Source organism: Cupriavidus sp. GW822-FHT02D05, assembly GCF_058802485.1.
Genome location: NZ_JBXAOE010000004.1, coordinates 270171 through 284582, shown reverse-complemented (window position 1 = coordinate 284582; position 14412 = coordinate 270171). Strand labels below are relative to the sequence as shown.

The window sequence follows — 14412 nt, the reverse complement described above, 5'->3', positions numbered from 1 at the left end:
CCCTCAGCCATTCCGAGACATAACGACAGCAAGCACGATCAGGAGACCACACCATGTCCCGCAAATTAAGCATGAAGCTGGCGATCAACGAAGCGATCGACCAGGAAATGACCCGTGACCCGAGCGTGATCATGCTCGGCGAAGACATCGTCGGCGGCGCCGGCGCGGACGGCGAGAAGGACGCCTGGGGCGGCGTGCTCGGCGTGACCAAGGGCCTGTACGCCAAGCACGGCGACCGCCTGCTGGACACGCCGCTGTCCGAATCCGCCTATGTGGGCGCGGCCATCGGCGCCGCGGCTTGCGGCATGCGCCCGATTGCCGAGCTGATGTTCATCGACTTCATGGGCGTGTGCTTCGACCAGATCTTCAACCAGGCGGCCAAGTTCCGCTACATGTTCGGCGGCAAGGCCGAGACGCCGGTGGTGATCCGCGCCATGGTGGGCGCGGGCTTTCGCGCAGCCGCCCAGCACAGCCAGATGCTCACGCCGCTGTTCACGCATATCCCCGGCCTCAAGGTGGTGTGCCCCAGCACGCCATATGACACCAAAGGCCTGCTGATCCAGGCGATCCGCGACAACGACCCCGTCATCTTCTGCGAGCACAAGAATCTCTATGGCTTCGAAGGCGAGGTGCCGGAGAACTCGTACGCGATCCCCTTTGGCGAGGCCAACATCGTGCGCGACGGCAAGGACGTTTCCATCGTCACCTATGGCCTGATGGTGCACCGCGCGCTGGAGGCGGCGGCGACACTGGCCAAGGAGGGCATCGAAGCGGAGATCGTGGACCTGCGCACGCTCTCGCCGCTGGATATCGACACGGTACTGGAGTCGGTGGAACACACCGGCCGCCTGGTGGTGGTGGATGAAGCCAGCCCGCGCTGCAACATCGCCACCGACATCTCGGCACAGGTGGCGCAGCGCGCGTTCGGCGCGCTCAAGGCCGGCATCGAGATGGTCTGCCCGCCGCATACGCCGGTGCCGTTCTCGCCCGCGCTGGAAGATCTCTACATCCCCAGCGCGGCGCACATCGCCGATGCCGCGCGCAAGACCGTGAAAGGAGGGAAACACTGATGGCCGAGATCACCCCGATCGTCATGCCCAAATGGGGCTTGTCGATGAAAGAAGGCACGATCAACGACTGGCTGGTCGAGGAGGGCGCGCAGATCACGGTCGGCATGCCGATCCTCGACGTGGAGACCGACAAGATCGCCAACGCGGTGGAAGCGCCGGACGCCGGCACCCTGCGCCGCAAGGTGGCGGCCGTGGGCGACATCCTGCCGGTCAAGGCACTGCTGGGCGTGCTGGCGCCGCCCGAGGTCAGCGACGCGGACATCGACGCTTTTGTCGCCGCCTATGAAACGCCGGCGGCCGATGAGGAAGAGGAGGGCGCTGCCGCCTCGGCCTATCAGTTCATTGAAGTCGACGGCATCCGCACGCGCTACGCAAAGCGCGGCGAGGGTGCGGACACCGTGTTGTTCATCCATGGCTTCGGCGGGGACCTGGACAACTGGCTGTTCAACCTCGATGCGCTGGCCGATGCGCACACCGTCATCGCGCTGGACCTGCCGGCGCACGGACACGCCACCCCCAGGCTGCCCGGCACCACGCTCGCATCGCTGGCAGGGTTCGTCGCGCATTTCATGGATGCACTCGACATCGGCCAGGCCCACCTGGTGGGCCATTCGATGGGCGGCGGCGTAGCCGCGCAGCTGGCGGTGGACGCGCCGCAACGCGTGCGCTCGGTCGCGCTTGTATCGCCGGCGGGCCTTGGCGAGGAGGTCAACAGCCAGTACACCGAAGGCTTCGTCAACGCGCAATCCCGCCGCGACCTCAAGCCGGTGGTGGAACTGTTGTTCGCCGATGCCGGGCTGGTCAGCCGCCAGATGCTGGACGACCTGCTCAAGTACAAGCGGCTGGACGGCATTACGGAAGCGCTCGGCACACTAGGTGCCAGCCTGTTCGGTGGCGGCCGGCAAACCGAACTGCCCGGTCACAGGCTGGGCGATACCGGCAAGCCTGTGCTGGTGATCTGGGGCGCGCAGGATCAGATCATCCCCGCGTCGCATGCGGCCAACGCGCCAGCCGGCGCGACGGTGAAGGTGTTCGACGATGCCGGCCATATGAGCCAGATGGAGAAAGCCAACGAAGTCAACGCGCTGCTCAAGCGGCATATCGGCGGCTGACGAAGCGGAGTCCCGCTGGTTTGCTCCCCTCCCCCATGAAGCGGGAGAGGGGAGAAGGCCAGCGCGTCGCGCGACGCATTGCGTGGCTGCATGCACTGAAGAAAATCAACAAAACAAGGCTAGGAGACCACCCATGAACGAACCCCTGAAGGGACAAGTCGCCGTCATCACCGGCGGCGCGCGCGGCATCGGCCGCGGCATCGCCCTGACACTCGCCAAAGCCGGCGCTGATATCCTGATCGCCGACCTGCTCGAAGACGCCATGCGCGAAACCGCGCAAGACGTGCGCGCGCTCGGCCGCCGGGTGAGCACCCTCAAGGTCGATGTGACAAAACCCGAGATGCACCGCGCCATGGTCAGGCAAGCACTCGACCAGCTCGGCGGCCTGGATATCCTGGTCAACTGCGCAGGCGTCATCAGTATCCACCCTGTCGACGCACTCAGCGAGCGCGACTGGGACTTTGTCATGGACGTCAACGCCAAAGGCACCTTCCTCGGTTGCCAGGCCGCGCTGGAACACATGAAAGCCCAGCACAAGGGCCGGATCATCAACGTCGCCTCGATCGCCGGCAAGGAAGGCTTCCCCAACCTTGCCCACTACAGCGCCTCCAAGTTCGCGGTGGTTGGCTTCACCAACGCCCTGGCCAAGGAAGTGGCGCGCGACGGCATTACCGTCAACGCGATCTGCCCCGGCATCGTGCGCACATATATGTGGGATCGCCTCTCCGACGAATGGAAGGCGCAAGGCGAATCGGTGGAGGATTCCTGGGCCCGCCACCAGCTCACGCTGATCCCGCAGGGGCGGGCGCAGACGCCGGAAGACATGGGCCGGATGGCGCTGTTCTTCGCGACCATGGACAATGTGACCGGGCAGTCGGTCAACGTCGACGGTGGCTTCACCTTCCATTGACCGGCACCGGGCCGCGGTGCGGCCCGGCGTGTGCGCGTGCCGTTGCGCGTTCCGCCCCGGCGCTTACCGGTCATGCCATGCGATTTGAATTCCTCGATCCCGATCCCACCGACCTCGATCCCTTGCACGCCGAGCAGGCGCTGCTGGAGCAGGCATCCGCCGGCCGCTGGCTGGCGCACCTGTGGCAGGCGCCGGTTTCGCTGGTGGTGCCGCGCAGCTACCTGCGGCATGCGCAACTGGAGGCCGCGCGCGCCGACTTTGCCGCGCGTGGCTGCCCGGTCTGGCTGCGCCTGTCAGGTGGCGGGCTGGTGCCGCAGGGCCCGGGCATCGTCAACCTGAGCCTGGCGTATCCGGTGCGCGGCGGCGCCGGGACCCATGCCGAGCCGGCCTATCTGCATCTGTGCGAGGTGCTGGCCGCCGCATTGAGCCGCCTTGGGTTGCAGACGCACTGGCAAGCGGTGGATGGGTCGTTTTGCGACGGCCGCTTCAACCTGGCCTGGGGCCCGCCGGAGCGGGCCCGCAAGATTGCCGGCACGGCGCAATACTGGCGCCGCGTGGCGGGCGCGGATGACGCCAGCCTGCACGTGGTGCTGGCGCACGCCGTGCTGCTGGTCAGCGCCGATCCTCAGGAGATCAATGGCCGCGCCAACGATTTCGAGGCCGCCATTGGTAGCGGGCGCCACTACCGTGCCGACAAGGTGGTCAGCGTGGCCCAGGCACTGGCCGACAGCGGGCAGCCGGTACCCGGCGACCTCGGCGAGCGCACGTCCCAAGCGCTCGCCGAGGCGCTTGCCGCGACGCCGCCGGCTTTCGCGGCAACGGTCCCGGCCTAGGCCCGGGCCGTTGTTGCGCGCGTGTTCGCGTATTCGTCGTTATTGACGATTCCACATCCCGGCGAGCGTGGCAAACTGACCGGCAAGACGCTTCCCTTGCGGGAGCACACAACCGGAGACAGGACATGGCGGGACCGTTGGCTGGACTGAAAGTGGTGGAAATGGTTGGGATCGGCCCGGCGCCGTTCTGCGCGATGATGCTGGCCGACCAGGGCGCCGAAGTGATTCGCATCGACCGCCCTCGCCCGGCCAATCCCGGCGAGGCGCCGGCCACCGGCGCAGGCCGCGCGCGCTGCGACGTGACCGCGCGCGGCCGGCGCTCCCTGGCCATCGACCTGCGCAAGCCCGGCGCGGCCGAGGTCGTGCTGGACCTGATCGCCAAGGCCGACGTGCTGATCGAAGGCTTCCGCCCCGGCGTGATGGAACGCCTGGGCCTGGGGCCGCAGCCTTGCCTGGCGCGCAATCCGGCGCTGGTGTACGGCCGTATGACCGGCTGGGGCCAGCACGGCCCGCTGGCCCAGGCCGCCGGCCACGATATCAACTACATCGCCATCGGCGGTGCCCTGCACGCCATTGGCCGGGCGGGGGAGCCGCCCGTGGTGCCGCTCAATTACGTTGGCGACTTTGGCGGCGGCGGCATGCTGCTGGCGTTTGGCGTGATGTGCGCCATCAACGAAGCCCGCAACTCCGGCAAGGGGCAGGTGGTGGACGCCGCCATGACCGACGGCACGGCCTTGCTGTCGGCCATGATGTACGGCTTCAAGGCCGCCGGGCGCTGGACCAACCAGCGCGGCGACAACCTGCTCGATGGGGCGGCGCATTTCTACGACACCTATGCCTGCGCGGATGGCAAGTACGTCGCGGTGGGGGCCATCGAGCCACAGTTCTACGCGCTGTTGCGCGAGCGCTGCGGCCTGGACGATCCGCTCTTCGACAAGCAGCTCGACAAACGCCACTGGCCCGAGCTCAAGGCCCGCATGACCACGCTGTTCCTCACCCGCACGCGCGCGCAGTGGTGCGAGCTGCTGGAAGGCAGCGACGCCTGCTTTGCCCCGATCCTGGACTGGGACGAGGCGCCGCAACATCCGCATAACCGGGCGCGCGAGACATTTATCGAGATCGACGGGGTGATGCAGCCGGCGCCGGCGCCGCGTTTCAGCCGCACGCCGGCGGGGGTGCCTCAGGCGCCTGCGGAGCCTGGTGCGGATAGCGAGGCGGTGTTGCGGGATTGGGGGGTGACGGGGGAGGTGATTGGGGGATTGCGCAGGGATGGGGTGATTTGAATTTGATATTGCTGTTGGGACTGCTTGCCGTTCAAAGTCAACGTCAAAGGCTTAAAGTCAAAGGCAGTTTCACCACCCCTGCGGGGCGGCGACCTACTTTCTTGTCTTGCCAAGAAAGTAGGCAAAGAAGGCGCGCCGGATGGGGCGACTTCCCCTCGTCGGCAGACAAAAAGAGCGGCCGGGACCCAAACTCGCATCGCCTTAGGGCGATACTCAGACATGGGTCCCTCTTTTCCGCTCTTTTTGCCTGCCGACGAGGCGCCCCATACGGCCTGGTACACCTTGACGGCTCGCTTCGCATCGCGGGTTGGTGCGGCCCGCCCGTGGGGGCGCTCCGCACGGCTACACCGAATCGGCGTCTGGCGGCAGCGCTCTTGCTTTCGTCCTCGGATATCGCGCGTTTGGGCTTTCGCGCGGGGCGGCATCGGCCGGCGCGCTACCGTTTGCCATCCACCGGTTTGCTCCCCTCTCCCGCTTGCGGGAGAGGGGTGGGGGAGAGGGCGGGCGTTCGCTGCACCGCCGTGCTCGCGCTCAGTCCGCCGGCCCCAGGATCCGCTCGACAAACTCCGGCGCCAGCGCAACGCCCAGGAAGCGCGAGATCTCCACGATCTGTCCATACAGCATCCATTGGCCGTGATGCACCGCGCAGCCGCGTTCGCGCGCGGCTTTCAGCAGCGGGGTGTCGCCATCGCGGATCACGGCCTCGCAGACCAGCGTGCCTGCGGCTAGTTGCGCAGTGGGGAGCGGCGTGGCGTCGGTATCGCGCAAGCCGAGCGCGGTGGCGTTGACAACCACGTCGAAGCCGGTGGGATTGTGGTCGCCGGCACGAATCGAGACGGTCGGCAGCACCGCTTTCAGGCTTGCCGCCAGCTCTTGCGCCTTGTCGGCGGAGCGGTTGTAGATGACCAGTTCGGCCGGGTTCTCACGAGCCATGGCGTAGGCCATCGACTTGCCGGCGCCGCCGGCGCCAAGCTGCAGCACGCGCTTGCCAGACAGGCTGTGGCCGCGTTCGCGCAGGCCGGCGACGAAGCCGTCGCCATCAAAATTGCCGCCGACCCAAAAGCCCTTCTGGCGGTCAAAGCGCATCGCATTGACGGAGCCGAGCAGGCGCGCGGCATCGGTCAGTTCGCCACAGATGGCCACCACCGCCTCCTTGTGCGGCATGGTGACGACGAGACCTTGCAGGTTTTGCGCGGCCGGCGCGCCGGCGAGGAATGCCTGCAATTGCGCCGCATCCACATGGAAGGGCACACAGACGGCGTTCAGGCCTTGGCGGCCGACCGAGGCATTGAAGAGTTGCGGCGTGCGCACGTGCGCGATGGGGGCGGCGATGATGCCGACAAGCTGGGTATTGCCATCGATCTGCATTGCGGGATTCTGGGTAACGTGGAAGAGGGAGAGGAAGAAGGGCGTGGGAGGCGGGACGGCAGCGCCGTCCCGCGGGCATGGCGATGGTTCAGATGCCGGCCATGCACGTGTACTTGATGACCAGGTAGTCCTCGATGCCGTAGTGCGAGCCTTCGCGGCCCACGCCCGATTGCTTGACGCCGCCGAAGGGCGCTACCTCGTTCGAGATCAGGCCGGTGTTGACGCCGACCATGCCGTACTCCAGCCGCTCGGAAACGCGCCACACGCGGCCGAGATCGCGGGCGTAGAAATAGCTCGCCAGGCCGAATTCCGTGTCGTTGGCCATGGCGACGACTTCGTCCTCGGTTTCGAAGCGGAACAGCGGCGCGAGCGGCCCGAAGGTTTCTTCACGCGCGACCAGCATGCCGGGCGTCACGTCGGCCAGCACGGTAGGCTCGAAGAACGATTGCCCGAGCGCGTGGCGCTTGCCGCCTTGCAGCACACGCGCGCCCTTGGAGATCGCGTCGGTGATATGTTCCTCGACCTTGATCACGGCCTTGCCGTCGATCAGCGGTCCGATGCGCACGCCGTCTTCCATGCCGTTGCCCACCTTCAGCGCACGTACCGCCGCGACCAGTTTTTCGGCGAACGCGTCATAGACCTTGCTGTGCACATAGAGGCGGTTGGCGCAGACGCAGGTCTGTCCCGCGTTGCGGTACTTGGACACGATGGCGCCTTCGACGGCGGCATCCAGGTCGGCATCCTCGAACACGATGAAGGGCGCGTTGCCGCCCAGCTCCATCGAGACCTTCTTGATGGTGGACGCCGTCTGCGCCATCAGCGTACGGCCGACTTCCGTCGAGCCGGTAAAGGTGAGCTTGCGCACCAGCGGGTTGCTGCTGAGTTCGCCGCCGATGGCGGCAGCCGAGCCGGTGACGACCGACAGCACGCCTGCGGGAATGCCGGCGCGTTCCGCCAGCACCACCATCGCCAGCGCGGTCAGCGGGGTTTGCGAGGCGGGCTTGACCACCATCGTGCAACCTGCCGCCAGCGCCGGGCCGGCCTTGCGCGTGATCATGGCCGCGGGGAAATTCCACGGCGTGATGGCCGCGCACACGCCTACCGGTTCCTTGGTGACGACGATGCGCTGGTTGCTGACCGGTGCGGGAATGGTCTCGCCGTAGACGCGCTTGCCTTCCTCGGCGAACCACTCGATGAACGAGGCCGCGTAGCCGATCTCGCCGCGGGCTTCGGCAAAGGGCTTGCCTTGCTCGGCGGTCATGATGCGGGCGAGGTCGTCCTGGTTCGCCAGCAGCAGTTCGAACCACTTGCGCAGCAGCGCGGAGCGTTCCTTGGCGGTACGCGCGCGCCAGGCCGGCAGGGCGCGGTTGGCGGCCTCGATGGCCTGGCGCGTCTCGTCGGCGCCCAGCAGCGGCACCTGGCCGACGCGCTCACCGGTGGCGGGATTGGTCACGTCGATATGACGCTGCGCATCGGTCCAGCGGCCATCGATATAGCACTGCTGGCGCAGCAGGGAGGGGTCTTGGAGTTGCAACATGGTCTGGTTCCGGTTCCGTAGCGATGTGGGGGGGATTCGGCGCAGCGCCGCTGACGGCAGGTTAGCAGGATCCGGCGATCTCGTTTGGCCGCCGGAGGGATGATCAAGCCGCGATTCAACCCGCGATTCAACCCGCGATGTATAGCCCGCCATTGACGTGCAGCACCTCGCCGGTGACAAAGCTGGCCGCGTCGCTGCACAGGAAGCCGATGGCGGTGGCGATCTCGCGCGGCTGGCCGAGGCGCTTGAGCGGTGTCTGCTCAACGGAATCGGCGCCGCGTTTCTGGATCAGCTCGGTGGTCATGGGGGTTTCGATCACGCCCGGCGATACAGCATTGACGCGGGTGCGCGGCCCGAGTTCCCGCGCCAGGCTGCGGGTGAGGCTGAGCAGGCCACCCTTGGAGGCCGAATAGTGCGCATTGTAGTAAGCGCCCCGGTGTGCCGCCACCGACGTCAGGTTGACGATGGCGCTGTTCTCGCGCAGCGCGGGAATGGCGCGGCGCACAAGATAGAACACGCCATCGAGATTGATCGACAGCGTCTGCCGCCATTGCGCGTCGCTCATCTCGGCCACTGGCTGGGCCTGGTACAAGCCTGCCGACGGCACCAGGAAATCGATGCCACCGAAGCGCGCCTGCGCGAGCGCCACGGCGCGCTCGCAATCGTCGGGGCTGGCGGCGTCCATGCGCAGCGTGGCGATGCGCTCGCCGCTCGGGTCCAGTTCGCGGGCAAATCCGGCGACACCGGCTTCGTCCAGATCCGTCAGTACCAGGTTGGCGCCGTGCGCCAGGAACAGTTTGGCCGTCTCACGGCCGATGCCGCCGTTGGCGCCGGTCAGCAGCAGCGTGCGTTGATCGAAGTTGTACATGTTGTCTCCCGTGTTCAGATATGCAGTGCGCGCCCGTAGGCCGCGAGCACGGCTTCGTGCATGGCCTCGGACATGGTCGGGTGCGGCAGGACGGCGGCCATCAGGTCGGCCTCGGTGGTCTCCAGCGTCTGCGCGATGGCGTAGCCCTGGATCATCTCGGTGACCTCGTCGCCCACCATATGGGCGCCGAGCAGTTCGCCGCTGCCAGCGTCGAATACCACTTTCACCAGGCCGGCGGTGCTGCCCATGGCAATGGCCTTGCCATTGCCGACGAAAGGAAACTTGCCGACCTTGACGGGATGGCCGCGCTCCCTGGCCTGTGCCTCGGTGAGCCCCACGCTCGCCACTTGCGGATGGCTGTAAGTGCAGGCCGGAATACGTGTGGCATCAAGCGCATGCGGATGCAGCCCGGCGATCCGCTCCACGCAGATCACGCCTTCGTGGCTGGCCTTGTGCGCCAGCCATGGCGGGCCCGCCACGTCGCCAATGGCGTACACGCCAGGCTCATCGGTGCGGCCGAAGCCGTCGGTCACGATATGCGTCTTCTCGACCTTGACGGCGGTCTGCTCCAGGCCGAGGCCTTCCACGTTGCCGACAATGCCTGCCGCCACCAGCACGACGTCGACGTCGACTCTCGCGCCGCCGGACTTGCCGCCTTGCAGCTCGAAGGACCAGCCCTGCCCCTTGCGCTCAGCGCTCTTGATGCCGGTGCCCGTATGCAGCACGATGCCTTCCCGGGTCAGGCTGCTTGCCACCTGCGCGCAGATGTCGGCATCCTCCACCGGCAGGATGCGCTCCGCCATCTCCACTACCGTCACTTCGACACCCACCGCGTGATAGAAGCTGGCGAACTCGATGCCGATGGCACCGGCGCCAACGATCAGCATGCGCTTTGGCACCACGGGCGGCGCCAGCGCCTCGCGATAGGTCCAGACCGTCTTGCCGTCCCCCGGCAGCGCGGGCAGCTGGCGGGCGCGTGCGCCGGTGGCGAGCAGGATGTGGGCGGATGAAACGGTACTGATCGTGCCATCCGTTGCGGTGACTTCCAGCGTGCCCCTGCCCGCCAGCCGTCCGTGGCCGTTGAGCACGGTCACCCCGTTCTTCTTCATCAGGTGGGCCACGCCCTTGTTGAGTTGCGCGGCCACCGCGCGGGAGCGGGCCACCATGGCCGGCAGGTCGGCGGTAGGCGGCGCGGCATGCACACCGTAGGCCGCTGCGTCCTTGACCAGCCGCAGCACATCGGCGGAGCGCAACAGCGCCTTGGTGGGAATGCAGCCCCAGTTCAGGCAGATCCCGCCCAGGTGCGCTTTCTCGACCAGCGCGGTCTTCATGCCTAGCTGTGTGGCGCGGATGGCGGCCACGTAGCCGCCCGGGCCGCCGCCCACGACGATCAGGTCAAATGCGGAGTTCGCCACGTCATGGTCCTTAGATCAGCATCGACAAGGGGTTTTCAAGCAGGCGCTTGAACGCGGCCAGCCATTGCGCGGCCAGTGCGCCGTCGATGGCGCGGTGGTCTACCGAGAGCGTGCAGCGCATGACCTGCCCGGCCTTCAGCTCGCCGTCTTCCACCACCGGCACCGCTTGCGTGGCGCCCACGGCAAGGATGGCGGCCTGCGGCGGATTGATGATGGCGGAGAACTCGGACACGCCGAACATGCCCAGGTTGCTCACGCTGAAGCTGCCCCCCTGGTACTCCTCGGGGCGCAGTTGCGAAGCGCGCGCACGCGTGGCCAGGTCGGCGATTTCGGCGCTGATGACGGACAGCGGCTTGGTATCGGCAGCGCGCACGATGGGGGTGATCAGGCCGGCGTCCGTGGATACCGCTACCGCGATATCGGCCTGCCGATACTGGCGCATCGCCGTGTCGGTCCAGCCCACGTTGGCCGCCGGCACCTCGCGCAAGGCGACCGCCACGGCGCGCACGATGAAGTCGTTGACCGAGATCTTGCGCGGCGCATTGGCGTTGATCTGCGCGCGCAGCGCCAGCAACTGCTCCATGCGGCAATCCGCCGTGAGGTAGAAATGCGGGATGGTGGCCTTGCTCTCGCTCAGCCGGCGCGCGATGGTGCGGCGCATATTGCTGTGCGGGATTTCGGTGAACGCATCGCTGGCCCGGGCTTGCGGTGCGGCGGGGCGCGCAACGGCAGGTGCGCTGGCAACGGCGGGAGCCGCGGCGGCCTGCTCGATATCGCGCTTGACGATGCGGCCATTGGGGCCGCTGCCGCGCAATGCCGCGAGGTCCAGCCCGCGCTGCGCCGCCAGGCGGCGCGCCAGCGGGCTGGCGAAGATGCGCGCGGCCTGCGGCGTGGCAGTCGTGGCAGCAGCAACCGCTTCGCCGGCGGATGCCGCCTCGGCCCGCGGCGCTTGCGCGCTGCCACCGGCTGCGGCGATCAGCGCATCGACATCCACGCTGGTTTCGCCATTGACCAGCAGCACGCCGATGGGCGCGCCCACTTCCACGCCCTGGCCGGCCGCCACCAGGCGGCGGGCGAGCACGCCGGCCGAATCGGCATTGAGCTCGACCACGGCCTTGTCGGTTTCGATTTCGGCGATGCAGTCGCCCACGGCAATCGTATCGCCTTCGTTCTTGGTCCACGCTTGCAGCGTGGCCTGGGTGGCATTGGCCGCCACCTCGGGCATGCGTAGCAGGGTGGCCATGTCAGGCAGTCCTCGGCTGTTGCAGGTCGGGGCGATAAGCCGCGATATCCGCGTACTGCACGATCTCGAGCACGTTGCCTTCGGGGTCGCGGCAGAACGCGAGGTACGTGCCGGGGCGCACTTCGATGCGCTGCGGGCCGGTCAGGAATTCCACGTCTGCCGCGAGCAGCTTGTCGACGGCGGCCTGGATGTCGTCCACGATAAACGTGAGGTAGGTGGCGTTGGCCTTGTCGAGGATGTACTCGGGCGCTGCCGCAGGTGCGGGCGCTTGCACCGGGGCCAGCAGCTTGATGCGCTCTCCGTAGCTGGTTTGCAGGCGCACGGCGGTATAGCCGCCGGCGTGCATGGCAGCCTGCACGGCGCTTGCCGCAGGCACGGCCACTTCGCTGACAAAGGCGAAGCCAAGCACCTGCTCGTAGAAGCGGCGCATGCGCGGCAGGTCGCGCACGGCGATGCCGACCTCCAGGGGAACAATCATGTTCAGTGTCATTGGTATTCCTTGGGTTCGTTCAGTTGGCCAGGCAGGCATCCGGTCTCACGCCGCGCCCTTGTCTCGCATCACCTGGCGCAGGCCCTCGGCCACTTCCTCGGTGCGGGCGGCTGCGGCGCGCTCCAGCACCTTGGAGATGCTCGGCGCGGCCTCCGCGCCGGTCACGCGCTGCACGGGCTGGTCCAGCCAGTCGAAGTAGCGGCGCTGGATCTCGTCGGCCAGCCATCCGCCGTAGGAGGTGCCCCGCGCGCCTTGTTCCACGATCAGTACGTTGTTGGTCTTCTTTACGCTCTGCGCGATGGTGTCCCAGTCAATGCTGGCGCGGTCCAGCCAGCGCAGGTCGATCACCTCGGCGTCGATACCGGTCTGCTCCACTGCTTCGAGCGAGTGGCCGACCATCGACAGGTACGTGATGACAGTGACGTCGCTGCCGCCGCGGCGTACCGCCGCCTTGCCCACCGGCAGGTGATAGTCGAAGTCATCCACGGGGCCTACGCCCGAGGCGTTGTACAGGTCCACGTGCTCGATCACCAGCACCGGGTCCTTGCACGCCAGCGCGGTGTTCATCAGGCCCACGTAGTCGAACGGCGTGGACGGCGCCACGATGCGCCAGCCCGGGTTGGTGGCGAAGATGCCGGCCGGGTCCATCGAGTGCTGCGAGCCATAGCCCGTGCCCATCGCCACCTTGGTGCGCAGCACCAGCGGCACGTCGCTCTCGCCGCCGAACATGTGGCGCGCCTTGCCGATCTGGTTGAAGACCTGGTCGGCCGCCACCCACATGAAGTCCGGGTACATGAATTCCACGACCGGCTTGTAGCGGCCATCCAGCGCCAGCCCGCCACCCAGGCCCACGAACGCGTTCTCGCTGATCGGCGTGCCCAGCACGCGGTCCGGGAAGTTGTCGCGCAGGCCGCGCGTGGCGCCGTTGGTGCCACCCTTGAGGCGGTGCACGTCCTCGCCCATCACCACCACCGACGGATCGGTCTCCATGCGCCGTTGCATGACGTCCGCCACCACGTCGATGAACTTGCGCTTGTCCAGCTTGCCGGAGAAGCCGGCCTCCTCCTCGCAGCGCAGGCCCGCCAGCTCGCTCAGGTCGCCACGGATGCCCACGTCGCGGAAGTCCGGGCTCGGCCACAGCTCGGGACGGATGCGGCGCTTGCCCGGCTTGCCGGAAGGATCGGCTTCGGTGAGTGCGGCCATCGCGTCACGCATGGCTTGCTTGATGCGCTCACGCAGCGCGGCGATCTCGTCGGCGCTGATCAGGCCGCGCGCCTGCATGCGGCGCGCCATCAGTTCGAGCGGGTCGCGCGCGCGCCATTGCTGCTCTTCTTCCTTGCTGCGGTAGCCGAAGGCGCTTCCCGGGAAGGGGCCGTTCTGGTGGAAGAAGCGGTACAGATCGGCTTCGATGATCGTGGGGCCCTTGCCGGCACGCATATTCGCGAGCGCTTCCTGCGTGGCCAGGTACACCGCCAGCGGGTCCATGCCGTCCACCTTCCAGCTCGGGATATTGAAGCCCATGCCGCGCGCGGACAGGCGCGGCTCGGCGGTGGACTCTTCCACCGTGGTGGAGACGGCGTAGCGGTTGTTCTCGATAAAGAAGCACAGCGGCAGCTTCCACGCGGCGGCCAGGTTCATGGTCTCTAGCACCGAGCCGATATTGACCGCGCCGTCGCCGAAGTAGGTGATGGCGACCGCATCCGTGCCGGCATGCCGGTGCGACCACGCCGCGCCCGCGGCCATGGGCACGCCGCCGCCCACGATGGCATTGGTGCCCAGCGCGCCGGCTTCGGCCCATTGCAGGTGCATGGAGCCGCCACGGCCTTTGCAATAGCCCTGCGCCAACCCGAGGATTTCCGCCAGCGTGCGTTGCAGCAGCGTTTGCACGTCCGCGGCCAGCGGCGCGCGCGGGTCGATGCCGTTGGGCGCGAGGTAGCCCAGCGCCTTGGAGACGAACTGGTGATGCCCGCGATGCGAGCCATTGATCTGGTCCGCGCCAGTCAGCGGCACGATGGAGCCGGCGGCGCCGCCTTCCTGCCCGATGCTGGAGTGTGCCGGGCCGTGGACCAGGCCTTCGGCGGCGAGTTCGAGCACAGCTTCCTCGAAGCCGCGGATCAGGTGCAGGTGGCTCAGCAGGGTGCCGAGCAGGGCCGGGTCTGCCTTGGCCCAGTCTTCATCGGTGGTGCGCAGTTCCACCCATTCGGCGGCGGGGCGCAGGGCGCTACGTTCAGACATTTGAGAATCCTTGATTACCGTTCGATGGTGCTTTCAATCGTGTTGGAG

12 protein-coding genes are annotated in these 14412 nt (G+C 67.4%); 5 read left to right on the top strand and 7 right to left on the bottom strand.

Annotation, left to right across the window (positions count from 1 at the left end):
• The first annotated feature begins 53 nt into the window (after positions 1 to 53).
• From AC1RQK_RS07880 to AC1RQK_RS07860, 5 genes are all read left to right on the top strand, one after another.
• On the top strand, positions 54 to 1070 hold the full coding sequence (locus AC1RQK_RS07880; RefSeq protein ID WP_006157630.1) for an alpha-ketoacid dehydrogenase subunit beta: 1017 nt from the start codon (positions 54 to 56) through the stop codon (positions 1068 to 1070).
• A complete protein-coding gene (locus tag AC1RQK_RS07875; protein ID WP_253932168.1) occupies positions 1070 to 2182 on the top strand; it encodes an acetoin dehydrogenase dihydrolipoyllysine-residue acetyltransferase subunit in 1113 nt (370 codons plus the stop codon). Before AC1RQK_RS07880 ends, AC1RQK_RS07875 begins: the two co-directional genes overlap by 1 nt.
• 133 nt (positions 2183 to 2315) lie before the next feature.
• Positions 2316 to 3092 carry an SDR family NAD(P)-dependent oxidoreductase gene (locus tag AC1RQK_RS07870; protein ID WP_492376761.1) on the top strand — a complete coding sequence of 259 codons (777 nt, stop codon included), beginning with the start codon at positions 2316 to 2318 and terminating at the stop codon, positions 3090 to 3092.
• Between the two features lie 77 nt (positions 3093 to 3169).
• Entirely contained in the window at positions 3170 to 3925 is a 756-nt protein-coding gene (locus AC1RQK_RS07865) for a lipoyl protein ligase domain-containing protein (protein ID WP_492376762.1), read from the top strand.
• A gap of 125 nt (positions 3926 to 4050) precedes the next feature.
• Positions 4051 to 5208 carry a CaiB/BaiF CoA transferase family protein gene (locus AC1RQK_RS07860; RefSeq protein WP_492387146.1) on the top strand — a complete coding sequence of 386 codons (1158 nt, stop codon included), beginning with the start codon at positions 4051 to 4053 and terminating at the stop codon, positions 5206 to 5208.
• A 531-nt stretch (positions 5209 to 5739) separates the two neighbouring features.
• Here AC1RQK_RS07860 and AC1RQK_RS07855 read toward each other — a convergent pair.
• The 7 genes from AC1RQK_RS07855 to AC1RQK_RS07825 form a co-directional block, all read right to left on the bottom strand.
• Positions 5740 to 6576: a shikimate dehydrogenase family protein gene (locus AC1RQK_RS07855; RefSeq protein ID WP_492808351.1), complete on the bottom strand. Its 837-nt coding sequence runs from the start codon at positions 6574 to 6576 to the stop codon at positions 5740 to 5742.
• Between the two features lie 88 nt (positions 6577 to 6664).
• Positions 6665 to 8113 carry an NADP-dependent succinate-semialdehyde dehydrogenase gene (gene gabD, locus AC1RQK_RS07850; RefSeq protein WP_492808349.1) on the bottom strand — a complete coding sequence of 483 codons (1449 nt, stop codon included), beginning with the start codon at positions 8111 to 8113 and terminating at the stop codon, positions 6665 to 6667.
• A 127-nt stretch (positions 8114 to 8240) separates the two neighbouring features.
• Positions 8241 to 8981 (bottom strand): SDR family NAD(P)-dependent oxidoreductase, encoded by a 741-nt coding sequence (locus tag AC1RQK_RS07845; protein WP_492370589.1) that lies wholly within the window; start codon positions 8979 to 8981, stop codon positions 8241 to 8243.
• A gap of 14 nt (positions 8982 to 8995) precedes the next feature.
• The gene (gene lpdA / locus AC1RQK_RS07840) at positions 8996 to 10396 is read right to left on the bottom strand and encodes a dihydrolipoyl dehydrogenase (RefSeq protein ID WP_492808347.1); all 1401 of its coding nucleotides are present in this window, start codon (positions 10394 to 10396) and stop codon (positions 8996 to 8998) included.
• A gap of 10 nt (positions 10397 to 10406) precedes the next feature.
• Entirely contained in the window at positions 10407 to 11639 is a 1233-nt protein-coding gene (locus tag AC1RQK_RS07835; RefSeq protein WP_492808345.1) for a pyruvate dehydrogenase complex dihydrolipoamide acetyltransferase, read from the bottom strand.
• Position 11640: 1 nt separating this feature from the next.
• Positions 11641 to 12129 (bottom strand): VOC family protein, encoded by a 489-nt coding sequence (locus tag AC1RQK_RS07830; protein WP_492370586.1) that lies wholly within the window; start codon positions 12127 to 12129, stop codon positions 11641 to 11643.
• Between the two features lie 45 nt (positions 12130 to 12174).
• Positions 12175 to 14364, bottom strand: coding sequence for an alpha-ketoacid dehydrogenase subunit alpha/beta (locus AC1RQK_RS07825; RefSeq protein ID WP_492808343.1), 2190 nt, complete (start codon positions 14362 to 14364; stop codon positions 12175 to 12177).
• Positions 14365 to 14412 lie beyond the last annotated feature (48 nt).